A 24,119-nucleotide genomic window follows, 5' to 3' on the forward strand; every position below is an offset into this window, starting at 1 on the left:
CATCAACTATAATACTCATCAACAGTATGATTTTCGATATCGATATGATTCGTGAGGTTTATGAAGATCTCCCAGCAAAAATTAAACAGGTAAAAGAGATTTTACAACGTCCTTTGACTTATACTGAAAAAATTCTTTTTTCCCATCTCTCGCCAGGTGTTCAGGTTAAAAATTACAAGCGTGCCACCGACTATGTAGATTTTGCACCCGATCGTGTGGCCATGCAGGATGCTACCGCACAGATGGCCCTTCTGCAACTGATGAACTCCGGTCGTACAAGCGTGGCTGTACCTTCCACAGTGCACTGTGATCATCTGATCCAGGCATATCAGAATGCCACAACAGATCTGGAGACTGCAAAAGTTACCAATAAAGAGGTATATGAATTTCTGAAGGATGTTTCCAATAAATACGGCATCGGATTCTGGAAACCAGGTGCAGGCATTATACATCAGGTAGTCTTTGAAAACTATGCTTTTCCCGGCGGGATGATGATTGGTACCGACTCTCATACGCCCAATGCCGGTGGCCTGGGCATGATTGCAATTGGTGTTGGTGGTGCCGATGCCGTGGATGTTATGGCCGGACTGCCATGGGAGCTGAAAATGCCAAAGCTTATCGGGGTAAAACTTACCGGAAAGCTGTCGGGATGGAGCGCCCCAAAGGATGTTATCCTGAAACTGGCCGGTATCCTTACTGTTAAAGGTGGTACAAACGCCGTTATTGAATATTTCGGCGAAGGGGCTGAGACACTCCCGGCAACAGGAAAAGGCACTATTTGCAACATGGGTGCCGAAGTGGGGGCTACAACTTCAATCTTCCCTTTCGATGAAAAATCTGCGATATACCTTGAGAGTACCGGCAGAAAGGATTTGGCCGATGCTGCACGCGGGCTGATGGAATATCTGCAGCCTGATCCCGAAGTTGTAGCTAATCCCGAAAAATATTATGATCAGCTTATCAAAATAGATCTCTCTGAGTTAGAGCCACATATTAACGGGCCTTTTACGCCTGATGCAGCTTATACTATTTCTGAATTCGGCGATGCGGTAAGGACGAATAACTATCCCCGGAGAATGGAGGTGGGATTGATAGGGTCATGCACAAATTCATCGTACGAAGATCTTACACGGGCAGCCTCCATAGTGAACCAGGCACGTGAAGATGGTGTGCCGGTGAAAGCGCGTTTTCTGATCAATCCCGGTTCGGAGCAGATTCGTTATACAGCCGAACGCGACGGTATTCTAAAGATATTTGAGGATGCGGGAGCTACTGTTATTGCCAATGCTTGTGGCCCCTGTATTGGCCAGTGGAAACGTGACGATGTAGCCGATAACCGTGTGAACTCAATAGTTACATCTTTCAACCGAAATTTTGCCAGGCGCAACGATGGAAATCCCAACACACATGCTTTTGTTGCATCCCCTGAGCTGGTGGCAGCTCTTACTATTGCCGGCGACCTCTGCTTTAACCCTTTGACCGATACTCTCACCAACGAAAAGGGAGAACAGGTAAAGCTCTCCGAACCTGTCGGTATTGAGCTCCCTCCCCGAGGTTACGAAGTGAAGGATACAGGCTACGTGGCACCATTGGGTGAAGGGAAGAGTGTTGTGATTACCATCGATCCAGATTCGAAAAGGCTCCAAAAACTGGAACCATTCTCCGTATGGGACGGAGAGGACTATACTGAACTGTCCCTTCTTATCAAAGTAAAAGGAAAATGTACAACCGACCATATATCAATGGCGGGGCCATGGCTCCGTTTCCGTGGGCACCTTGATAATATATCCGACAATATGCTCATTGGTGCGGTAAATGCTTTCAACGACAGAACAAATGCCGTACTCAATCCTGAGACACTTGAATATACTCCAGTACCTAAGCTGGCACGCATGTTTAAGTCGAAGAGCCTGGGCTCTATAGTAGTTGCAGAGGAGAATTACGGCGAAGGGTCGAGCAGGGAGCATGCCGCCATGGAACCGCGTCATCTGAATGTGAAAGTGATTTTGGTTAAATCTTTCGCCCGGATTCATGAAACTAACCTGAAAAAACAGGGAATGCTGGCACTTACATTTGTAAATAAGGATGATTATATAAAGGTGCAGGAGAGAGACAAAATAAGTGTTAAGGGATTGAAAGAGTTTGCTCCTGGCAAAAATATGATGATAGAGTTGCTGCATGCAGATGGGACAAAAGACAACTTTGAAGCATCACATACATATAATAAGCAGCAGATTGAGTGGTTTAAAGCCGGAAGCGCATTAAATGCAATGAGAAGGAATAACAACCTTGAGATATGATGGAAGAGATAAAGTTAGATTTTAATAGTAAAGAGAATGGATTAAATAAAAAACTGACAAATTAACAAATAGAATTTTCAAAAATGACAAACGAGCTATTAACCAAAACTTTATCAGATTCCATTGCTTTTACAAGCAATATTGATAAAGAACTTTTCACCAAGATGGGTGTGAAAAGAGGGCTTCGTAATGAGGACCATTCCGGTGTACTTGCAGGGCTTACCCGTATTGGTGACGTGGTGGGCTATGAGCGTCTGGAAGATGGTACCCTGAAGCCAGTTCCCGGAAAACTGTTTTACCGGGGCATGGATGTGGAAGAGCTGGTAAAGGGTATTCAGTTAGAAAACAGGTTGGGTTTTGAAGAAACAGCTTTTCTTCTGCTTTCGGGCAGGTTGCCAAACAGAGAGGAGCTGGAAGCAGCAAACAGTTTAATTGCTCAAACGATGCCTCTTAATCACACGGCTACCATGAATATCCTTTCATTAAAAGGGAAGAATATTATGAATATTCTGGCACGAAGTGTTCTTGAGCTGTACGCATATGATGAAAATCCTGATGATATCTCTCCCGATAACCTTATCAGGCAGTCTGTAAATCTTATTGCTAAGTTTCCAACAATAATTGCTTATGCCTATCAGGTTCTCCGGCATGACCGTATGGGGCGCTCGTTGCATATTCGTCACCCTTACGAGGATCGCTCGGTTGCAGAGAACTTCCTATTTATGATGAAAGGGCGCAATAATTATACCGAACTTGATATAAAGATCCTTGATCTGGCGCTGATACTTCATGCAGAACATGGCGGAGGTAATAACTCCACCTTTTCCGTCCGGGTAACCAGTTCAACCGAAACCGATACCTATTCAGCTATTGCGGCAGGTATAGGTTCATTGAAAGGTCCGCTACATGGAGGTGCAAACATTATGGTTCAGGGGATGCTTGAAGATATGAAGAGAAGTGTAAAAGACTGGAAAAATGTGAATCAGGTGGACGATTACCTTAACAAAATTCTCAGAAAAGAGGCATATGACCGTTCGGGGCTGATTTATGGAATTGGCCATGCAGTATATACTATCAGTGATCCACGTGCAGTAATTCTTAAAAAAATGGCTCGTGAACTGGCTAAAGAGAAGGGGAGGGAAGAGGAATTCGAATTTATGGAACTTATTGAAGAACGTGCCATTAAGGTGTTTTTAGATGCCAAAAAGCTCACAGCCAAAGCGAATACCTGCATCAACGTAGATTTCTATTCAGGCTTTGTGTATGATGCTATAGGATTGCCGTTTGAAGTGTTTACGCCTCTATTTGCCATGGCCCGCATAGTTGGGTGGTCTGCCCATCGTATCGAGGAGTTGAATTTCGCCAGTAAACGCCTGATACGCCCTGCATATAAAAATGTGCGGGAGAAACAGTCCTTTGTACCGATGAATGAAAGATAATAAAATGCAAAAGATTAAAGTAAAGAATCCAATTGTAGAGCTTGATGGTGATGAGATGACTCGCATCATCTGGTCGTTTATAAAAGAACAGTTGATTTTGCCATATATCGACCTGGATATAAGGTATTACGACCTGAGCATACAGAATCGTGATGCAACCGGTGACCTGGTAACGATAGAGGCAGCGGAAGCTATCAAAAAGTATAATGTGGGAATTAAATGTGCTACCATCACACCCGATGAAGCACGAGTAAAGGAGTTTGGCCTGAAGAAGATGTGGAAATCGCCCAACGGGACAATCCGGAATATTGTAGGTGGAACGGTTTTTCGAGAGCCAATTATCTGTAAAAATATTCCGCGATATGTGCCCGGGTGGACAGAACCGATTATCATAGGGCGTCACGCCTTTGGAGATCAGTACCGTGCTACGGATACCGTCATTAAAGGTAAGGGTACGTTGCGAATGACTTTTACCGGCGAAAATGGAGAAACGCAAAGCTGGGAGGTATATAATTTCAGCGGCGACGGGGTGGCAATGGCCATGTATAACACCGATGAATCGATCTACGGGTTTGCCCGTTCATCATTCCGGATGGCACTTGCCAGAAATTATCCGCTCTACATGTCCACTAAAAACACTATTCTGAAAGCGTATGACGGGCGTTTCAAAGATATTTTTCAGGAAGTGTTTGAGAATGAATTCAGGGAAGAGTTTAAGAAAGCTGGTATCACTTATGAGCACCGGCTTATAGATGATATGGTGGCATCGGCAATGAAGTGGAGTGGCGGCTTTGTGTGGGCATGCAAGAATTACGACGGTGATGTTCAGTCCGATACGGTTGCCCAGGGATTCGGTTCACTGGGGATGATGTCGTCGGTGCTTATTACTCCAGACGGAAAAACCATTGAAGCTGAAGCGGCTCACGGGACCGTAACAAGGCACTATCGACAGCATCAGCAGGGGAAAGAGACGAGCACCAACCCGATAGCATCAATATTTGCGTGGACGCGGGGATTGGCGCACCGGGGCAAGCTTGATGGCAACCAGCTGTTGACTGGCTTCTGTAATAAACTTGAGAAGGTGTGCATAGAGACCATTGAAGCAGGAGAGATGACAAAAGATCTGGCGCTACTGGCCTATGGCAGCGATGCTTCGCGTGATACCTGGCTGACAACCCAGGAGTTTTTGAAAGCACTGAAACGGAATCTGGAGTTAAAGCTTGTAGAGAAGGATTAAAAAGAGAACAGTAATCCGGATGGTACTATGTAAAAAATATGGGCAGTCCAAAAAGGGCTGCCCTTAACAGTAGTATGTGAATGGCCTCAAAAATTGGTTTGAGGATTACTCTTCTTTTTCCTGAGCTTCATATTCCTTCAAGAGTTTGTCCTGAATGTCGGACGGTACAAGCTCGTAGTTGGAAAATTTCATTGAGAAAGAGGCCCTCCCCCCGGTAATAGAGCTTAAGGATGTGGAATAGGTGCTCATCTCCTTAAGGGGTACTTTTGCTTTAAGCTTTTCAAAACCTTTCTCACTTTCCATACCCATGATCATGGCGCGACGTCCCTGAAGGTCGCTCATCACATCACCCATATATTCACCCGGTACGGAAACCGACACATCATAAATTGGCTCAAGAATCTTTGGGCCTGCATTTTTAAATGCTGTACTGAATGCATTTCGCCCTGCAAGCATAAATGAGATTTCATTGGAGTCGACAGGGTGCATCTTTCCGTCGTACACAATCACACGTACGTCGCGGGCGTAAGACCCTGTGAGCGGGCCCTGTTCCATACGTCCCATTATTCCTTTAAGTATTGCAGGCAAGAAGCGGGAATCTATGGCGCCACCCACAATGCTGTTCACGAAGACCAGTTTCCCGCCCCAGTCGAGTTCTATTACCTGGGTGTCACGATTCTGCACCTTGTACTCCTGTCCGTTAAACCTATATACCTCAGGCATGGGCATTCCTTCTGAATAAGGCTCTACAATAAGGTGAACCTCTCCGAACTGGCCGGCTCCACCCGACTGCTTTTTGTGACGGTAGTCAGCTCGTGCAGCCTTTGTAATGGTTTCGCGGTAAGGAATCTTCGGTTCCATGAATTCCACTTCAATCTTATCGTTGTTTTCAAGTCTCCATTTCAAGGTTCTAAGATGAAATTCACCTTGTCCGGAAACAATTATCTGTTTCAACTCTTTGGAGTTCTCAACCAGCCAGGTTGGATCTTCTTCCTTCATGCGGGTGAGTGCCTCGCTGAGTTTTTCGGTGTTCGATTCATTTACTGCCTTTATAGCTCTGCGATAACGAGGTTCGGGGTATTTGATAAAATTGAATCTGTTTTCCGTGCCCTTTGCATTAAGCGTATTGCCTGTACGGACATCTTTTAGCTTGACTGCTGCACCAATGCTGCCAGCCTGCAACTCTTCCACTTTGGTGCGGATCTGTCCCGCAACTGTGTAAATTTGAGCCAAGCGCTCTTTAGAGCCGCGGTCTGCATTTGTTAGATCGTCACCCTCTTTCACTGACCCGGACATTACTTTAAAATAGGATACCTCTCCAATATGCGGCTCAACAGTTGTCTTAAAGAAGAAGAGGCTCTCGGATGCCGATGCATCGGGTTTTACCTCATCTCCTTCGCTGTTAACTGGTGCTGGTACGTCGGCTGGCGAAGGAGCAACCATATTAAGGAAGTTCATGATGCGATGTACAGCCATGTTTTTTTCGGCGGATGCACAGAACAGAGGGAAGAGTGAGTGGCTGAGCATGCCTTTCTGAATGCCGTCGCGCATCTCCTCTTCAGTTAGTGTGCCCTGGTCGAAGTATTTTTCCATAAGCCCTTCATCATTTTCAGCTGCAGCCTCAAGCAAAGCCTGATAATATTCGTCGGCTTTTTTCTTTTCACTTTCGGGGATATCAAGCACTTCAGGAGCTGTAGCTCCGGGTTCCCATTTATATAGTTTCTGTTTCAGTACATCCACAATCCCGTTGAAAGTATTGCCGCTGCCAACAGGATACTGTACAGGTACTATCTTGCTGCCGTACAGATCTTTTAAACTTGAAAGGGTATTATCATAATCGGCCTTTTCATGATCCATCTGATTAACTAACAACACGATTGGCTTTCTTAATTCGTCAACATAGCGGAACTGATTGATGGTACCCACCTCTACACCGCTGGTTGCGTCAATAAGCATAAGCGCCATATCGGTTACATTGAGTGCGGAAACAACTCCTCCTACAAAATCATCTGAGCCGGGACAGTCGATGAAATTCATCATCTTATCTTTCCATTCGTATGAAAGCAGAGTGGAGAAAACCGAGTACCCATAATCTTTTTCCACAGGGAAATAGTCGCTCACGGTGTTTTTTCCATCAATGGTGCCGCGTCGTTTTATAAGACCACACTCGAAGAGCATGGCTTCTGCGAGAGTGGTCTTACCCGAGCCTGAATTGCCAATAAGGGCAATGTTTTTAATTTCGTTAGTCTTGTAAACTTTCATGATAAGAAAATATTAATATAAATAGTTATTTTCGTATGAAAAAAGACTTTGCGATCCTACATTGGGCCGCAAAGTCGTGCTTTTGTCAATTGCGCTGCAATTTATAAAAAACGTATGATAAAGAAAAATGTTGCGATTATGTTATAAAACATATATTTTTAATATACCTTTTGATGCTTGAAAAACAGTTGATTATTTTTTAAAATAGGGATAGACAGCCTGGCAAAATTCAGGTTGTTATTGGGGATTAAAGAACGTAAAGACAGTTTAAAAAATATTTAATTTGCACAATATGTTGTTTCCCGTGCAAAAAGCAGAATATTTTTTGTACTTTTGATCTTCAGAAATTGCACTCTCGTGTTAAAATTACCCTATTTCTTTCAATTAGTTTTTTTTAGGGTTATCATCATTTAAACTGGAAAACAGATATATATGGAAAATTTAAACTCGGCATTAGGCCTTTTAGTCGTGGGAATGGTTACTGTTTTAATTATACTTAGCCTGGTGGTTGTAATAGGCAATTTGGTAATTATGCTCACCAACCGGTTTATCACGGTGTCAGACAACAACGCAGATGGGAAGAGTGCCGGTAAGAAAGCTCATTCCAAAAAGTTAGCCGCGATTGTTGCTGCTGTGGATGTGGTGACAAAGGGTAAGGGAAAAGTTGATTCAATAGAAAAAAAATAAATCTAAAATATATTATACATGAGAAAAGAGATTAAATTCAGTCTTTTGTACAGAGACATGTGGCAATCTTCAGGTAAGTATGTACCCACGGTGGAACAGCTTACAGAGGTTGCTCCCGCAATAATAGATATGGGTTGCTTTGCACGGGTTGAGACAAACGGTGGTGGGTTTGAACAGATAAACCTGCTGTTTGGTGAAAATCCTAACAAGGCTGTCCGGGAGTGGACGCAACCCTTTAACGATGCGGGTATTCAGACACATATGCTTGAAAGGGGACTGAATGGTATTCGTATGAACCCGGTACCTGCCGATGTTCGCAGGATGATGTTCAAGGTGAAGAAAAAACAGGGTACCGATATAGCACGTTCGTTTGACGGGTTGAATGATCCGCGTAACCTTGAGAACTCAATTAAATTTGCCAAAGAGGCGGGAATGATTTCACAGGCTGCACTCAGCCTTACCGTATCGCCTGTTCACACAGTTGATTATTACACAAACCTGGCAGATACACTTGTAGAAATGGGTGCAGATGAGATCTGTATCAAGGACATGGCGGGTATAGGCCGTCCGGCAACTATTGGCAAGATCATAAAAAATATCAAGAAAAGACATTCCGCTATTCCTATTCAATACCATGGTCATGCAGGCCCGGGTTTTCAGATGGCTTCAATTCTGGAGTCGGCTTATGCAGGTGCAGAGTATATAGATGTGGCCATGGAGCCTTTGTCTTGGGGTACGGGACATGCCGATCTGCTGGCTGTACAGGCAATGCTGAAGGATGCAGGTTTCAACGTGCCGGAAATCAACATGAAAGCTTATATGAAAGTACGATCGCTCACTCAAAAATATATCGATGATTTCCTTGGATATTATATTAATCCGAAAAACAGGTTGATGAACTCTTTGCTTATAGGCCCGGGGTTACCAGGCGGAATGATGGGAAGCCTTATGTCAGACCTGGAAAACAACCTGGCTTCACTGAACAGATGGAAAGCCAAAAACGGACAACCTGAACTTACACAGGACGACCTACTGGTCAAGCTCTTTGAAGAGGTGACATATGTATGGCCCAAGGTTGGTTATCCCCCTTTGGTTACACCTTTCAGCCAGTATGTCAAGAACCTGGCGCTTATGAACGTTCTGCAACTTGAGAAAGGGAAAGAGCGCTGGTCGATGATTGCAGACAATATATGGGACATGATTTTAGGAAAGTCGGGTAAGCTTACCGGCGAATTGGCTCCCGAGATAACGGAGATGGCAAAACAGCAAGGTTTTGAGTTTTATTCAGGCAATCCTCAGGAGCTCTATCCCGATCAGCTGGATGAGTTCCGCGCAGAGATGAAGAAAAATAATTGGGAGTTGGGCCGGGACGAAGAAGAGTTGTTTGAGCTGGCTATGCATCCCGAACAATACAGAGCCTACAAATCGGGTGAGGCAAAGAGATCTTTTGAAGCTGATCTGGCAAAAAGAAAAGCAGAAAAAGAGTCATCGTTAAACCAGGTTCCGCAGTCAATTACGGAAGCAGCCAATGGAAGCGGTTTCCAGCCAAGAACCCTTGTAATAAACATTGATGATGAAGAGTATGTTGTTAATATCTCCTATCCTGAATCTACCAATGGTATGTCTCAGCCGCAGCCTTCAAACGCAGCAACTCCTGCAAAGCAGGCCCCCGCTGTTGATGTTGCGCTCGCAACGGGCAAGCTAAAAGAGGTGCTTTCACCGCTTGAAGGCAAATTCTTCCTGACGAAAGACTCTTCTGAAACTGCACTTAAGGTGGGTGATAGTGTTAAGGCTGGTGATATTATCGGTTATATTGAATCGATGAAAACCTATAATGCCGTTGCTTCTGAAGAGAATGGTAAGGTGACGGAGATATGTTTTGCCAATGGCGATTCAGTAGATGAAGATGATGTACTCATTAAAATACAGTAGGCGATGAGTGAAATTTTTTCAAGTTTGACAGAAATGACGGGATTCGGTGTCCTTGGATGGGAAACGGTCCTTATGTGGATAATCTCATTTGTTTTATTATATCTTGGAATCTTTAAACAGTATGAGCCCCTACTGCTTGTACCGATTGGATTTGGCGTACTGCTGGCCAACTTGCCGGGAGCCGGGCTTGGTATAGTAGATACAGCCTTAGTTCATAATGCCGACGGCAGTTACATGAATTTGTTGGAAATTGCTGAAAAGTATGGAATAATGAATTATCTCTACTATGGACTTATTAAAACCGGCCTGCTTCCGCCCATTATCTTTATGGGGGTGGGGGCACTGACCGACTTTGGCCCGATGTTGAGAAACCTGAAGCTCGCCTTTTTCGGAGGGGCTGCACAGATTGGCATCTTCACCGTACTTTTAGCTGCTGTCATGATAGGATTTTCATTGCCTGAGGCTGCATCGCTGGGAATTATCGGGGGAGCCGACGGGCCTACGGCTATCTATACTACCATTAAGCTGGCACCCCACCTTCTCGGGCCTATTGCTATTGCTGCCTACTCCTATATGGCGCTGGTACCTGTAATAATTCCTGCGGTTGCAAAGTTGCTGATGACAGAGAGTGAGTTTAAGATTCACATGAAGAAGATGGATAAAAAATATCCGCCAAAGCACGAGATCAAGCATCTGAAAACGGTAAAGATTATTTTTCCCATAGTGCTTGGCCTTGCAGTTTCGGTTATTGTACCTTCTGCGGCTCCGTTGTTGGGAATGCTACTGTTCGGTAACCTGGTTAAAGAGATCGGTACCAATACCGGCAGGCTTGCTGAAGCAGCCTCCGGGCCTATCATGAATACGGCTACCATTTTTCTCGGGCTTACGGTTGGCGCAACCATGACAGCCGAAGTGTTCCTCAATCCACAGACACTGGGTATTATTGTCGGCGGTTTCCTTGCATTTGCTATCTCAGTGGCCGGTGGAATTCTGGGAGTGAAGGTCTATAACAAGTTCTCGAAAAAGAAGATCAATCCTCTGGTAGGCGCTACCGGGCTGAGTGCCGTGCCAATGGCTTCGCGTGTAGCCAATGAGGTAGCGTTGAAATATGACAAATCGAACCACATACTGCAGTACTGCATGTCAAGTAACGTGTCAGGTGTGATAGGGTCGGCTGTGGCTGCGGGTGTGCTTATTTCTTTCTTAGGTTGATTTAGACTAAACCGGCTGATTAACGAAGGTTTGTACAAATTGCCGAGAGGTTTATAGTCAAACAGAATAAGACAGTATACTAAGCTTTAGATGGCTGTAAAAGAAATTGCGAAGTGTGCGGCTTACGAGCCGAACACTTCGCGTATAGCTTCCGCCAGAAGAGGTATGCCTCGATGTATTGTTCCTACGTCGGTATTACAGAACGATACCCGCATATTGTTGTTCTTTATCCCATCCGGGTCGAATGTTTTTCCAGTAACGAAGACCACTCCCTTTTCAATGGCTTTTTTCAATACGGCTGCAGAGTCGTTCCCTTCCGGCAAGTGCAGCCATGTGTAAAAGCCACCTCGTGGTTTTTCGAATGATACATAATGCGGTAAACATTTCTCCAGTGTTTCGGTCATGGCCAATCCCCGTTTCCTGTACTCTTTCCTTACACTTTCAGTGTAGTCATGTATATATCCGCCCCTAATGAATTTATCGGCAATTACCTGGGAGATGCTGGGTGAACAGGCATCAATTGATTGCTTGATCAGTTCGCATTTTCTGTATATCGATTCCGGCACCAGCATCCAGCCCAAACGTAGTCCCGGCCCCAATATCTTGGAGAAAGAACCTGTGAAGCACACATCTACTCCTTCCGGGTCCATCGCTTTTATGAGTTGCATCTCAGGCAGGTCCTCTTCGTAAAAGTAGAGATCGCTGTACACGTCATCTTCAATCAGGGGGATATCTTGATCCTTCAGCAGATCAATCATCTGTTGTTTTATATTTTTGGAGTAGATGATACCGGCGGGATTGTGGAAGTTGGGCGAATAGTAGAGAAATTTTGGCTTTGGCCGTGTGGATTCCAGCCTCTCCTTTAACATTTCAATATTCATACCGTCCCTTTTTAACGGGATGGTGATTAAGTTTGCCTGGCAGGCACGGAAAGCTGAAAGTGCTCCAATAAAACTGGGTGTTTCAACCAAAACCGGATCTTCCGGGTCGATAAATGCTTTTGCCAGGATATGGATTGCCTGCAGCGATCCGGTAGTGATGATCAAACGGTTTTTTTTCACCGGCAATCCTTTTGCCTCCAAATATTCTGACAGCGATTCCAATAATGTTGGTAGCCCGGTGGTGGGCCCGTATTGCAGGGCTGTCTGTTTCTCTTCTTCAGTGAGGGAATTATATATCTTGTCGATGGTTTCGAGAGGAAATAGTTCATTGCCCGGCATACCACCGGCAAAAGAAATAATATCGGGAGCCGTTGCCAGGCTCATCAAGTCCCGAATCTCCGAAGAGCGGAGGCACGAAACGCTGCTTGCAAATCTGGTCATATTAATCAATTAAAAATTAAAATATCTATTCAAAACTGTACGCCGTTCCAGTAAAATGTGCCACCAGCACTCCAGCTTCGTTTCTTATATTTACACTATAGGAGTTTAGCCGGTTACTCTTGTTCATCTCCTCCGCTTCGGCTGTCAGAGTTCCTGTGGTACATTTCACAAAAAAAGAGATGCTGCAGTTGATGGTCAACGCAACTTTTCCGTAAGCGTTTGCAGCCTTGCCAAAGCAGAAGTCCGCAAGCGTGAAGAGCACCCCTCCGTGTACCACACCCACGCTGTTCAGGTGGTTATCGTTGATCCTCACCCTGGCTTTTGCATAACCGGGACGGTTTTCAATCAGCTCCAGGCCGCATAGTTCTGAAAATGAATCTTTCATCAAGCAAGAAGTGTTAATTGCATCGTCTCGATACATCTATAACTGGTATATATCACTTTGTGAAAGGAGTGTAAGGCTGTTACTGTGCAGGACATTAATAACCTGTTCGATATCGGCTGCACGGATGACGGCGAGCGCCACATCGCGATTTGAAAAGGCATACATATAATCAATATTGATGTTTGCTTCGGTCAGAATCTTCAGAATCTGATATAACGAACCGGGCTGGTCAGGCATATTAACGCAGACAACGTCGGTTAATCCAATTGAGAAACCCGCTTTTTCAAGCGCTTCTCTTGCTGTTTCGGGTCGCCCAACCACCAGCCGTACGATGCCGTAATCTGCTGTTTCGGCCACACTCAATGCAGTGATGTTTACATCGTTTTCAGCCAGTATACGGGTCAACTCGGTAAGACGCCCCGACCGGTCCTCCAGAAAAACGGACAGTTGTTTAATGAGCATAGATTTTATTGTTTTATATAGAGACGTATATTGATTAAACAGTTGAAAAGAGTTGAATGTTCTCTTCTTGTGCTATGTCTCAATATTTTCTGAGATCAATAACCCGTTTCGCTTTCCCTTCAGAGCGTTCAATGCTGTTTGGTTCCACCAGCTTGATTGCTGCGCTGATACCCAGCATGCTCTTGATGTTGTGGTCGATACGTCGACGAATACCTTCCAGCTCGCGGATACTATCCGACCAGCTTTTCTCGTCAACCTCGACACGTATTTCCAGATTGTCGAGGTTGTTTTCCCGTTGTATGATAAGCTGATAGTGAGGAGATGTTCCCGTGATATCAAGGAGCACCGATTCCACCTGCGATGGAAATACGTTTACACCGCGTATTATAAGCATATCATCAGTTCGGCCGAGACATTTGTTCATTCGCACGAGTGTCCGTCCGCAGTCACACTTCTCCCTGTACAGGCGAGTCAAGTCGCGTGTCCGGTATCGCAGCAGAGGCATAGCCTCTTTACTTACTGTGGTAAAAACCAGCTCACCCAGTTCTCCCTCAGGGAGTACCTCCAGTGTTTCAGGGTTGATAATCTCCGGGATAAAATGATCTTCAAACACATGGTTCCCGCACTGGAATTCGCACTCCATGGATACTCCGGGCCCAATGACCTCGCTAAGCCCGTATATGTCAAATGCATTTATTTGCAGCAGCTCTTCAATCTCTTTTCGCATTTCGTTTGTCCATGGTTCAGCACCAAAGATGCCGGTGCGGAGCTTGATATCAGCCGGTGAGATACCCTCTTTCGCTATGCTTTCTCCCAGATGTGCCGCATATGAAGGCGTGCATGCCAGAATTGTTGCATTAAAGTCGGTCATAAACTGCAACTGTTTCCTGGTGTTCCCCGTAGATATAGGTATAACCGTAGCTCCTGTCTTTTCAGCACCGTAATGTAATCCCAGTCCCCCGGTAAAAGGGCCGTAACCATAGGCTATCTGGATGGTATCGCCGCTATGGACACCGGCCATTGTGAGGCTTCGCGCAACCACTTCAGCCCACAGTTCAATATCATGTCGTGTATAACCCACCACCGTGGGCTTGCCGGTAGTCCCGCTCGATGCGTGAATGCGTACTACATCTGTCTGAGGAACAGTAAACAACCCAAAGGGGTAGTTGTCTCTCAGGTCGGCTTTCGTGGTGAAAGGAAGATCTTTCAGCTGATCGATACTCCTTATATCTCCCGGATCAATACCTTTCTCTTTTAGCTTATTGTGGTAAAACGGAACGTTCTCATACATCCGTTTTATCATTCCGGCCAGCTGGATGCTCTGCCATTCACGCATCTGCTCCCTATCGGCACACTCTTTTTCTGGGTTCCAGATCATTTTATTCCGATGCATTTTTTATTCCAAACCCAAATGCTTTCAGGTTCATTGTTACAATATCTTCACCTTTTCTCGAAAAAAACATGGCTATTGCTCTTTCCAGATCGCCGGTATCTATACCAAGATAAGGTGATGCGGCTCCAAGCATGACCACGTTGTATGTTTTAGCACTTCCGGCGTCCTTGGCAAGCTTCTCTGTCTCAACCAGTACATGCGGTGCAGACCTTTTAATAGTGTTTATCAGCTCATTGCCGTCAGGATATCCGGGTATGTTCTTATAAGGCTCCATCGCCGTTACAATAACTCCTTCTGGTGACAGAAACGGAAGGTAACGGAGTGCCTCCATCGGTTCCATTGATAATATCATATCGGCTTTGCCAAGAGGTATGAGGTCAGAAAAAATCTCTTCCGATGATATCCTAAGGTGCGACTCAACAGCGCCTCCGCGCTGACTCATTCCATGAACTTCTGCCTGCTTTACCTTTAGCCCCAGGCTCATTGCCGCAAGGTCTATGATTGAAGCTATGGAGAGTATCCCCTGGCCACCCACACCGGCTATAATAATGTTTTTTTGCATTTTATTCTGATTATTCTTTTGGTGTCAATTACATATCAGATAAATTAAATTTTACTGCTTTTCACTTTTCCTGCTTTTAACTGCTGTTTGCACGCACTCCCGTTGTGCAATAATTACAGATACACCATCGTAAACGAACTCTTCCCGGAGGATTGCACTGTTATCCTCAAGATTTTTTTTCAGTGGAACGATAAGGCGTATATGTGCTTCTTCCACACCAATGCCTTTGCAGATATCGAAATATTTATCTGTCCCGGCGGAGTCCTGCCCTCCAGTCATTGCTGTGGTGCCATTATCGGAGATAATAATGGTGACAGGTGAGCTGTCGTTTACGGCATCGAGCAACCCGGTCATCCCTGAATGGGTAAAGGTGGAGTCTCCTATTACGCATACTGCGGGGCGAATACCTGCGTCTGCGGCCCCTTTGGCCATTGTAATGGCCGCCCCCATATCCACGCAGGTGCTAATGGTGTTGTAGGGTGGCAGGGCTCCCAGTGTATAACAGCCTATATCACCGAATACGTGTTGCTGCTGATAATCGCCCATTGCCCGGTTGATGGCATCGAACAGGTCGCGATGGCTGCATCCCCGGCACAACATAGGCGGACGTCCCGTAACAATCTGAGGGGACTGTCGCCCGTCACTGCTTCCTTCGTGTAGAGCTTTTGAAAGAAGATTTGGTGAGAGTTCGCCCGTACGGGGTAAGGCGCCATCCATGCGCCCCCTGAATTTAGCGTTGCCAAAAAACCCTTTCAACAACTCTTCATATACTGGATAACCCTCTTCTGCAATCAGAATATCGGTATATCTGTCAGTGAACTCCTTTATTTTCTTTTCGGGGAGAGGATATTGTGCAATTTTCAGGACAGGCAGGTTAAGGTTACTTGCCCTGTTCACCTCCATTACATAATTGTAAGCAATGCCAAAGGCTATGACTGCCTTTGTACCTTTACCTTCTGTCTCGCTGTTAAACTCTGAAGCCTCTGAAATTGTGACAAGCTCCTGTTGCTTTTCAAGGAGTTTTTGATAGTTCTTTCTGGCGTTGGCGGGCAATAGGATCCATCGGCCTTTATCTGAAGAAGGTTGCAGAGGGTTTTGTCCCCTCGGCTTGCTCCGTGTTACCACCGCACGCGAGTGTGATAACCGTGTAGGAATACGTAAAAGCACCGGGAGCCCGGTTTCTTCAGAGAGGCCGAAAGCGTAACGTACAATATTATATGCCTCCTGCTGATTGGCAGGCTCTAGTACCGGTATCATGGCGAACCTGCCGTAAACCCGGCTGTCCTGTTCGTTTTGCGATGAGTGCATTGAAGGGTCATCGGCAACCGTAACTACCAGCCCGCCGTGAATGCCTGTTATTGAGGAGTTCATGAAGGCATCGGCTGCCACATTAAGTCCCACATGTTTCATGCATACCAGGCTTCGTTTTCCTGCGTACGACATTCCCAAAGCTGCCTCATAAGCTGTCTTTTCATTCGTAGCCCATGCCGACCGTACTTGTTGCTCTTTAGACTGCGGCGACTTTTGAATATATTCGGTGATCTCTGTAGAAGGGGTGCCGGGATAGGCATATACCCCCGATATCCCTGCATCTAACGCCGCTTGAGCGATAGCTTCGGCTCCCAATAGAAGTTGTTTGTCCATAAATTTATTTAAAAACAGGCGTTTTGAAAATTGCAGATTTTCGCAAAAGCCGCTGCCAATAGTTCGTTTTATTATAAAACTGGGAATTAAGATTACAAAAGTACAAAAAATAAACCTTTAAAACTTTAAATGCATAAAGTTAGATTGTTTCTATATAGTATAATAACAGAGACTCTGTTAAAAAAATTAAGCGAACCTTTTTGTGGTTCGCTTAAAACAGTTGCAGATCAACTTGGTTTTTTACAACTTTTCGATCAGTCTATTATGTCCGGATTATACAAAACTGAGCATTCCGGCTACTTTATTCTCCTTTCGAATTTTCATGTTTGGGAGGACGGGGAAGCAAAACCTTGCGTGATAACTTGAATTTTCCGGTTCTCTGGTCTATATCGATCAGTTTTACCTGGATTTTGTCTCCTTCTTTAATACCGGCATCTTCCACCTTCTCCAGCCTTTTCCAGTCTATTTCTGAAATATGTAGCAGGCCGTCTTTCCCTGGCAGGAACTCGCAGAACATGCCATATGGCATAACTGAGCGTACGGTAGCATCATATACTTCACCTACTTCAGGGACTGCCACAATGCCTTTTATCTTAAGCATGGCTGCGTCGATAGATGCTTTGTTGTTCGCTGAAACCTCTACACGGCCCTTATTGTCGATCTCCTCGATAGTGATTACAGCGCCTGTCTCTTCCTGGATTCCCTGGATGATTTTTCCTCCCGGGCCAATTACTGCACCTATAAAATCTTTCGGGATCTCAATTACCTCTATACGCGGAGCATGCGGTTTCAGGTCGGCACGAGGTTCGGAGATTGTTTCCATCATCTTTCCCATAATATGCTCACGTCCTGCTTTTGCCTGTGCCAGCGCTTTTTCCAGAACTTCATATGAGAGCCCGTCTACTTTGATATCCATCTGGGTAGCTGTAATCCCGTCTTTGGTGCCGCACACCTTAAAGTCCATATCACCAAGATGGTCTTCGTCCCCAAGAATATCTGAAAGGATGGCATAATTCTGTCCTTTGTTCTCCGATATCAATCCCATAGCGATGCCGCTAACCGGTTTCTTGATTTTTACACCGGCATCCATCAAGGCGAGCGTACCCGCGCAAACCGTAGCCATGGACGATGATCCGTTGGACTCCAGTATATCTGAAACAACACGTATCACATAGGGGTATCCCTGAGGAATCATGCGTTTGAGTGCACGGTGTGCCAGGTTGCCGTGTCCAATCTCACGACGGCCTGTACCGCGTTGTGGACGGGCTTCGCCGGTAGAGAAAGGTGGAAAGTTGTAGTGAAGAAGAAAACGATCTGTACCGTGGACAAGAACGTCGTCAACAATTTTCTCATCGAGTTTTGTCCCCAGTGTAACTGTTGTGAGTGATTGTGTTTCACCGCGGGTGAAAAGTGCCGATCCGTGTGGCCCGGGGATAAAATCCACCTCGCTCCATATGGGCCGTACTTCGGTAGTTGCACGGCCGTCGAGCCGTTTGCCCTCATCAAGAATAGAGCGACGCATTGCCTCTTTCTCCACATCGTGGTAATATCTGGAAACGAGCGGTGTCTTTTCTTCACGTTCCTCTTCTGGAATCGACTCAATGAATTCAGACATAATGGCTTCGAAAGCTTCAATACGCTCATGCTTGTTTGGGTTCTGTGATGCAGCTATATCGTATGCGCGTTTGTAGCATTTGTCCCATACCTGTTTTCTCAGGTCTTCATCATTTTCTTCGTGGTTGTAAGTACGCTTTACCGTCTTGCCTGTCATCTCTGTCAGCTCAATTTGGGCCTGGCACTGTTTTTTTATCTCTTCGTGGGCAACCTTTATAGCTTCAAGCATCTCATCTTCCGATACTTCATTCATTTCTCCTTCCACCATCATGATGTTGTCGATAGTAGCACCCACCATCATGTCAATATCTGCTTTTTCCAATTGTTTGAATGTAGGGTTGATAACGAACTCTCCTTCTACACGCGCCACTCGAACCTCTGAGATAGGGCCGTTGAAAGGTATGTCTGAAACGGCCAGGGCTGCAGATGCTGCCAGTCCGGCAAGCGCATCGGGCATATCCTCGCCATCGGCAGAAAAAAGGATGACGTTTACAAAAACGTCAGCATGATAATCGTCCGGGAACAGAGGTCGAAGTGCACGGTCAATCAACCGGCTGGTAAGTATTTCTGAATCTGAAGGTTTCCCTTCGCGTTTCATAAATCCTCCCGGATACCTTCCGAAAGAGGCAAATTTTTCTCTGTATTCAACCTGAAGAGGCATAAAATCGGTTCCGGGAGTTGCATCTTTAGCGGCGCAAACGGTTGCCAGAAGCATTGTGTTACCCATGCGAAGGGTAACGGAGCCATCGGCTTGTTTCGCCAGTTTCCCCGTCTCCAGCGTGATCGTGCGTCCGTCTGCCAACTCGATCCGCTTAACAATTGGATTTGTCATAAATTATTAAGTTGTAATTTTCTTTGTATAAAATCTTACAAAGGTACACAAAGTTTTGGTTTTACGATTAATTAAGGAGCATAAAATATTGAAAGGATTGGTGTTTTATCGTTGATTGATGGTGATATCTATAAGTTATCTTATGAAAAAAGAGGGATACCCGCTACGGATATCCCTGCTTCTCCGGAAAATGAATTTAAACCTATCGTTTTAAAAATTATACGATGACTAAAGCAGTTATTGTAAATGTTTAACTCTTTTCCGGGCAGATGCTACTTTGTTACTTCCACACGTCGCGCTATCACGGTGTATGCTTCTTCACCCGAGAGCCCCGGGTCTTTTCCCATTCCTTTGGTTGTCATACGCGATGCGTCAATTCCTTGTTCTGTCAGATATGTTTTTAAGGCTTCAGCGCGTTGCAGTGACAGTCGTTCATTTAACTGATCTGTGCCTGTGTGGTCACAAAATCCGGTAATTTCTACCGCATCGTTTTCAAACTCTTTCAGAGTAGATACTATTGTAGCCAGTTCTGAAGCGTATTTATTTTTGTCGATGCGGGCGCTACCCCTTATAAAATGTACTGTTGGCAGTACCGGGAACTCTTTCACCACTACAGGTGCAGGTGCTGGCTTCGGTTCCGGTTTTGGTACGGGAGCCGGAGCTGGAGCGGGTTCTGGAGCCGGCTTAGGTTCGTAGTAGATAGGCTCTGTTCTTGTGTAAGTCTTTCCCAGGTTGATTTTGATACCTGCCAGGGCATTGAACTGCCAGTCCGGATGATCTGCTTTTTTGGAATTGAATTTATCTGGAAGAACATTGACATTTCCTTCGAGTCCCAAGCTCACTACATTGTTTAGCCGGAAATCTATTCCCAGTCCACCACGGCCGGCAATAAATGTTTTGTTGTCTTTCCATAGATATTCAAGCTGGTATCCTCCAGTGTTCAGATTGTTAGCCCCATCGTTATTGAAGCCATAAGCAAAACCTCCACCGGCAAACAGGTAGGGATTAACTATTCGCATGGGATTGAATCCGCCGAACAGTGAAAAGATGTCGAGAGTAATATCAATATTTCCCTGCAGATAGTTAAAATCGTAAACCTGTTTTGGAGCCACCCAGGCGCCTTTGGCCTGCCACCCGCTTGCACCGATGCGTGCGCCAAAAACCGGAGTGAACTTATATCCCAGATTTATTGCTGCTGCCGGAGAGATCAGATCAGTAAAAGAGACTTCACCCAGGGTATGAGCGGCGCCTCCTTGCAATTGCAGATAAGCATGTGGTTTAAAAACCGTTTTTCCCTCCTCCTTTATCTCTCTTGTTTGTGCCGAAGCGATTGCAGGGAAAAGGGCTAAAGCGAACATATAAATAAAAAACTTTTTCATAGGTATAAATTTTTGTAATTGAAATAGGAAAAAGACGTCCACCTTTTGTGGACGCCTTTTAGTGATTGTTATTTTTGAAAAGCGTCTCTTTCAGTCAGATGATTACTTTTCATTTCGTTCAAGTTTAGTTGCCTGTTCCGGGATTAACCACAATGGTAATCTTACCTTCTAATTTACCCCATTTGTGATTGATAGATACCGGCAGGTAAATTTCGAATGCATTTTGAACTGAACCACCTGTTTCATTTTCCCATGCAACAACTAATGTTGTATAGTTAGGTGCAGTCCCTACGCTGGCGTTATCAGCTTTCACTCTCATGCCGAAAGGTAACTGGCCATTTGGTAAGTTGGTAGTAAGATTATTGAATTTAAAGTCTATTGTTGGGATATAAGTTCCACCTGAAATAATTCTTTCAATTTCGTAATGATCTACCAGTGCTCTGTGATTATTTCCGTCGTTAGCACCCATTCCTGCAATTGATGAGAATACAATGTCGTTACCCAGGAAGTCTTTAATTACTGAATTATTGACCCAGGGGTTAAACGGCGACATAGTTGATGTTCTTACAAGATTGATGCTTACTCTTTGATTTGCACCTGTACCCTGATCCCACAATTCATATTTGTCGGCAAAGTTGAGTGAAAGAGGTTTGGTGAACATCACTGTGAATGGGTTATACAAACCAACATGGTTCAGCACCTGTCCATTGAGATATCCTCTTGGTTGTACTTCAATCCAACCAGCTTTAACCAATTCTTTTGCTGCATCACTCCAAGGCTTGTAGTTGCCAATTTGAGGATTAGAATGAGTTTGATCGTTCAGTACAATATAGAAGCCACCAGTTTCGAATCCGTTGGCAGGAGCTCCGGTATGATTGTATATTGTGGCTGCAAGAGCGTTGTCGCTATTTCTGCGAACTTCTGTCTGTTGTCCAAATTGTGTACCGGCTATTACTTTCTTGAATCCTGATGGAACACCTGTTACAACAAAGTACGGTTTAAGGTAACCATCGCATTGTTGATTTGCATCAAGTACACCAAAGTCCAAATCCAAGTTGTTATGAACGAATGCATTTTGCAACAACCCTTCGTACGGAGTAGAAGTTTTTGGAGTCGGAACCTGGAAGTAAACCGTTGGTTCAACTTTATAGATACCATTTGACAAGAATGACGGATTTGCAGTCAATTTCAGATTTGTCGGCAATACTACCTTGAAGTTCCATGTAATTTCTACGTCAGGACGGTATCCGGTCGATTTCAGTATGGTCTTCACTTTGTATGTACCAGCAGGAGCATCGTTGCGGATGTTTCCTTCCAAATAGTTGTACAGGTTCACGCTTTGAGTTTCCGGATCGATTGCCCATTTGAACCAAACATGTTCAGCGTTAGTGACACCAACAGTAGCAGCAGCAGGTGTTGGCGGTGATACTTTTATAACCTGTGCAGCAGTCAGCCCGGCCTGTTTGTACTCACTGAAGAATGCATCCTTACCAAGCTGGATGCGTGAGTGGTTGAACACCTGGTCGAAGTCGATTGCATCGATATCAACGTTTGTCAGCTTGTATGTGCTGTTGCATCCCAATACATAATCTTGCAGCGTGAATTCGAACTTAACAGGAGAATTATCAAATCCATCGGTAATTATGATCTTGATATAACCAACTGCATGCACTTTACCGTTGACCAAAGCGGTTACTTCCACAATAGGAGTACGTCCTACGGCAGCCTGGTTTACTTTGTTCCCGTCAGGTTTAACACCAATTACACCGGTAGTTTCGTTCAAAGTAACATAATCGTTGGTCTGGTTAACACCTTCACTTTCAAGATATACGCGTCTGAACTTGAATGTATGAGCATTGAAGCCGAACTCTGTCATCTTTTCCCAGTCTCCATAATAATCATCGAACATACCATAAATATAGTTGTTCAGATTGATGGTATGGTTAAGGACGTCGGTCATGTCGCCACTTTGCGATTTCCCGTTCCAGAGTCTGATGTCCGATGCATACGATGCGCTAGCTATTTCATCATACTCAACTCCTACAGGAAGAAGGTCGCCGTCATCTTTCATTGATTCTTCGTTCAATGCAATACGTCCTTCTGAAAGGTCGAAGTTGGCTTTCACATATTCGGTAGAGGTTACATAACGGTTTTCGTCGTTATCCATTTCCACATTGATGTTTTTCACCTGAAGTGCAACGCTTACGTTAGATCCCCATTTATCATTACCATTTTTGGTCGAAACTGCTCTCGGATAATCATTTCCCCACCAGCTCCCGTCTTCATAATCGTAGTCGTTTTCTTCAACCATTACAGGAACGCTCAATACGCCGTTAGCCAATGTTGCCTGGCCGGTCAACATGATAGGAGCAGATTTGGTATCAGCATATCTCAGCAAAGAGGTCTTGTGCAGAAGTGCGTATATTTCGAAATCGCTCATCTGAACGTTCGACGGGCTTACGTTGTAACGAAGGATGGTAATACCCTTATAGATTTTGCCTATTTGCTTAACCGACCAGTTCTCATCCCAATCTGAATCCCAGTCCGGAGTGTAATAAAACTGTTTTGCAGGTTTGTTAAACATCCATTCTGTAATACCTCTTACAACAATCTGCGGAGTTCCGTCATAAGAAGTATAGTCGGGAATGTAAGTCAGGGTGTAAACACGGTGATCAAGGCTCCTGTATACATCGATAATCATTCCGGTGAGCTCGGTTCTAAGATCTGCAATTTCATTTTCGAGTTCACTTTTGTAAGCCTCAACCTTGTCATCAAGTGCTTCAATAGTCATTCTGTTGGCTTCAATAAGAGCTTTCAGTTCGTTGTACTTGGCAAGCAGGTCGGCTTTAACAGTGGCTATCTCTGCAGCATTAGCCTCAATCATAGCTAATTGTTCTGTTAAATCGAGTTGAATTTGATCCAATACTTCAGACTTGCCATCCTTGATCTTTAAAATAGCTTCCAGGTTTGCAAGGCGTGCGCCGTACTCATCTTTAACCTGATTGATGCTTGACTCAAGTGTTGCCTTAATTGCATTCACTTCTTCTTTGGTAGCAGCTTTGGCCATATCAGCCTTCAGTTTGGCCAGATCAGCGTCTACAATAGCTTTGTAAGCGTTATAGGTCTCCAGTTTTACAACCAACGCCATGGCAGCATCAAGTTCAGCCTTTGATGCAGATGCGTCTGCCTTGGTTTTGACAGCAGCCAAGTCGGTTTTTACCTGATTAATGCTAGCTTCCAGCTGCGTTTTAACGGTATTCAATTCCGCTTGTGTCAATACAGTGCTCTTCAATGTTGAGAGTTCTGTTTCCAGTTTGCTGATGTCTTCATCATAATCTTTACAAGAGGTAACTGTTACAAAAGCAGCAATTACTGCAAAGACAAAAATTTTAAAAAATAACTTTTTTTTCATACATTAAAAAAATTAAAAATAATAAATTAAGATATTTCACAAGGT

16 protein-coding genes are annotated in these 24,119 nt (G+C 44.7%); 6 read left to right on the forward strand and 10 right to left on the reverse strand.

The window, feature by feature from the left end; all coding sequences use genetic code 11:
* Positions 1 to 26 precede the first annotated feature (26 nt).
* The 3 genes from B3B27_RS06435 (at position 27) to B3B27_RS06445 (ending at position 4,976) form a co-directional block, all read left to right on the forward strand.
* On the forward strand, positions 27 to 2,300 hold the full coding sequence (locus B3B27_RS06435; RefSeq protein ID WP_238841483.1) for an aconitate hydratase: 2,274 nt from the start codon (positions 27 to 29) through the stop codon (positions 2,298 to 2,300).
* An 83-nt stretch (positions 2,301 to 2,383) separates the two neighbouring features.
* Positions 2,384 to 3,739 (forward strand): citrate synthase, encoded by a 1,356-nt coding sequence (locus tag B3B27_RS06440; RefSeq protein ID WP_238841484.1) that lies wholly within the window; start codon positions 2,384 to 2,386, stop codon positions 3,737 to 3,739.
* 4 nt (positions 3,740 to 3,743) lie between these two features.
* Positions 3,744 to 4,976: an NADP-dependent isocitrate dehydrogenase gene (locus B3B27_RS06445; protein WP_238841485.1), complete on the forward strand. Its 1,233-nt coding sequence runs from the start codon at positions 3,744 to 3,746 to the stop codon at positions 4,974 to 4,976.
* A 105-nt stretch (positions 4,977 to 5,081) separates the two neighbouring features.
* Here the strand turns inward: B3B27_RS06445 and B3B27_RS06450 are convergent, their stop codons facing one another.
* Entirely contained in the window at positions 5,082 to 7,238 is a 2,157-nt protein-coding gene (locus B3B27_RS06450; RefSeq protein ID WP_238841486.1) for an elongation factor G, read from the reverse strand.
* A gap of 432 nt (positions 7,239 to 7,670) precedes the next feature.
* On the opposite strand from B3B27_RS06450, the gene B3B27_RS06455 reads away from it, so the two are divergent.
* Genes B3B27_RS06455 through B3B27_RS06465 form a run of 3 tightly spaced genes read left to right on the forward strand, consistent with a single transcriptional unit; the run spans position 7,671 to position 11,069 of the window.
* Positions 7,671 to 7,925 (forward strand): OadG family transporter subunit, encoded by a 255-nt coding sequence (locus tag B3B27_RS06455; protein ID WP_238841487.1) that lies wholly within the window; start codon positions 7,671 to 7,673, stop codon positions 7,923 to 7,925.
* A gap of 18 nt (positions 7,926 to 7,943) precedes the next feature.
* Positions 7,944 to 9,857: a biotin/lipoyl-containing protein gene (locus B3B27_RS06460; protein WP_238841488.1), complete on the forward strand. Its 1,914-nt coding sequence runs from the start codon at positions 7,944 to 7,946 to the stop codon at positions 9,855 to 9,857.
* Between the two features lie 3 nt (positions 9,858 to 9,860).
* Positions 9,861 to 11,069 carry a sodium ion-translocating decarboxylase subunit beta gene (locus B3B27_RS06465; protein ID WP_238841489.1) on the forward strand — a complete coding sequence of 403 codons (1,209 nt, stop codon included), beginning with the start codon at positions 9,861 to 9,863 and terminating at the stop codon, positions 11,067 to 11,069.
* Between the two features lie 122 nt (positions 11,070 to 11,191).
* On the opposite strand, the gene B3B27_RS06470 is transcribed toward B3B27_RS06465, so the two are convergent.
* The 9 genes from B3B27_RS06470 to B3B27_RS06510 all read right to left on the reverse strand — a co-directional run bounded on the left by B3B27_RS06470 (position 11,192) and on the right by B3B27_RS06510 (position 24,074).
* Positions 11,192 to 12,391 (reverse strand): PLP-dependent aminotransferase family protein, encoded by a 1,200-nt coding sequence (locus B3B27_RS06470; RefSeq protein ID WP_238841490.1) that lies wholly within the window; start codon positions 12,389 to 12,391, stop codon positions 11,192 to 11,194.
* A 25-nt stretch (positions 12,392 to 12,416) separates the two neighbouring features.
* On the reverse strand, positions 12,417 to 12,776 hold the full coding sequence (locus tag B3B27_RS06475) for a PaaI family thioesterase (protein ID WP_238841491.1): 360 nt from the start codon (positions 12,774 to 12,776) through the stop codon (positions 12,417 to 12,419).
* A 36-nt stretch (positions 12,777 to 12,812) separates the two neighbouring features.
* Positions 12,813 to 13,238, reverse strand: a complete 426-nt coding sequence (locus tag B3B27_RS06480) for an ACT domain-containing protein (protein ID WP_238841492.1) — start codon at positions 13,236 to 13,238, stop codon at positions 12,813 to 12,815.
* Between the two features lie 79 nt (positions 13,239 to 13,317).
* On the reverse strand, positions 13,318 to 14,616 hold the full coding sequence (locus tag B3B27_RS06485) for a phenylacetate--CoA ligase family protein (protein WP_238841493.1): 1,299 nt from the start codon (positions 14,614 to 14,616) through the stop codon (positions 13,318 to 13,320).
* Between the two features lies 1 nt (position 14,617).
* On the reverse strand, positions 14,618 to 15,193 hold the full coding sequence (locus B3B27_RS06490; protein WP_238841494.1) for an indolepyruvate oxidoreductase subunit beta: 576 nt from the start codon (positions 15,191 to 15,193) through the stop codon (positions 14,618 to 14,620).
* A 51-nt stretch (positions 15,194 to 15,244) separates the two neighbouring features.
* Positions 15,245 to 16,837 carry a thiamine pyrophosphate-dependent enzyme gene (locus tag B3B27_RS06495; RefSeq protein ID WP_238841495.1) on the reverse strand — a complete coding sequence of 531 codons (1,593 nt, stop codon included), beginning with the start codon at positions 16,835 to 16,837 and terminating at the stop codon, positions 15,245 to 15,247.
* Positions 16,838 to 17,138: 301 nt separating this feature from the next.
* Entirely contained in the window at positions 17,139 to 19,283 is a 2,145-nt protein-coding gene (gene pnp, locus B3B27_RS06500; protein ID WP_238841497.1) for a polyribonucleotide nucleotidyltransferase, read from the reverse strand.
* A 272-nt stretch (positions 19,284 to 19,555) separates the two neighbouring features.
* Positions 19,556 to 20,662 carry an OmpA family protein gene (locus tag B3B27_RS06505; RefSeq protein WP_238841498.1) on the reverse strand — a complete coding sequence of 369 codons (1,107 nt, stop codon included), beginning with the start codon at positions 20,660 to 20,662 and terminating at the stop codon, positions 19,556 to 19,558.
* Positions 20,663 to 20,786: 124 nt separating this feature from the next.
* Positions 20,787 to 24,074 (reverse strand): coiled-coil domain-containing protein, encoded by a 3,288-nt coding sequence (locus B3B27_RS06510; protein ID WP_286847158.1) that lies wholly within the window; start codon positions 24,072 to 24,074, stop codon positions 20,787 to 20,789.
* Positions 24,075 to 24,119: the final 45 nt, after the last annotated feature.

This window comes from Proteiniphilum sp. UBA5463, from assembly GCF_002427225.1.
Classification (GTDB): domain Bacteria; phylum Bacteroidota; class Bacteroidia; order Bacteroidales; family Dysgonomonadaceae; genus Proteiniphilum; species Proteiniphilum propionicum.

Bases quoted from the DNA above. Each gene is read 5' to 3' on its own strand.
- B3B27_RS06485 (WP_238841493.1), bottom strand. From the start codon at position 14,616: ATGATCTGGAACCCAGAAAAAGAGTGTGCCGATAGGGAGCAGATGCGT.
- B3B27_RS06495 (WP_238841495.1), bottom strand. From the start codon at position 16,837: ATGGACAAACAACTTCTATTGGGAGCCGAAGCTATCGCTCAAGCGGCG.
- B3B27_RS06490 (WP_238841494.1), bottom strand. From the start codon at position 15,193: ATGCAAAAAAACATTATTATAGCCGGTGTGGGTGGCCAGGGGATACTC.
- B3B27_RS06475 (WP_238841491.1), bottom strand. From the start codon at position 12,776: ATGAAAGATTCATTTTCAGAACTATGCGGCCTGGAGCTGATTGAAAAC.
- B3B27_RS06465 (WP_238841489.1), top strand. From the start codon at position 9,861: ATGAGTGAAATTTTTTCAAGTTTGACAGAAATGACGGGATTCGGTGTC.
- pnp (WP_238841497.1), bottom strand. From the start codon at position 19,283: ATGACAAATCCAATTGTTAAGCGGATCGAGTTGGCAGACGGACGCACG.
- B3B27_RS06470 (WP_238841490.1), bottom strand. From the start codon at position 12,391: ATGACCAGATTTGCAAGCAGCGTTTCGTGCCTCCGCTCTTCGGAGATT.
- B3B27_RS06510 (WP_286847158.1), bottom strand. From the start codon at position 24,074: ATGAAAAAAAAGTTATTTTTTAAAATTTTTGTCTTTGCAGTAATTGCT.
- B3B27_RS06435 (WP_238841483.1), top strand. From the start codon at position 27: ATGATTTTCGATATCGATATGATTCGTGAGGTTTATGAAGATCTCCCA.
- B3B27_RS06455 (WP_238841487.1), top strand. From the start codon at position 7,671: ATGGAAAATTTAAACTCGGCATTAGGCCTTTTAGTCGTGGGAATGGTT.
- B3B27_RS06460 (WP_238841488.1), top strand. From the start codon at position 7,944: ATGAGAAAAGAGATTAAATTCAGTCTTTTGTACAGAGACATGTGGCAA.
- B3B27_RS06445 (WP_238841485.1), top strand. From the start codon at position 3,744: ATGCAAAAGATTAAAGTAAAGAATCCAATTGTAGAGCTTGATGGTGAT.
- B3B27_RS06505 (WP_238841498.1), bottom strand. From the start codon at position 20,662: ATGAAAAAGTTTTTTATTTATATGTTCGCTTTAGCCCTTTTCCCTGCA.
- B3B27_RS06450 (WP_238841486.1), bottom strand. From the start codon at position 7,238: ATGAAAGTTTACAAGACTAACGAAATTAAAAACATTGCCCTTATTGGC.
- B3B27_RS06480 (WP_238841492.1), bottom strand. From the start codon at position 13,238: ATGCTCATTAAACAACTGTCCGTTTTTCTGGAGGACCGGTCGGGGCGT.
- B3B27_RS06440 (WP_238841484.1), top strand. From the start codon at position 2,384: ATGACAAACGAGCTATTAACCAAAACTTTATCAGATTCCATTGCTTTT.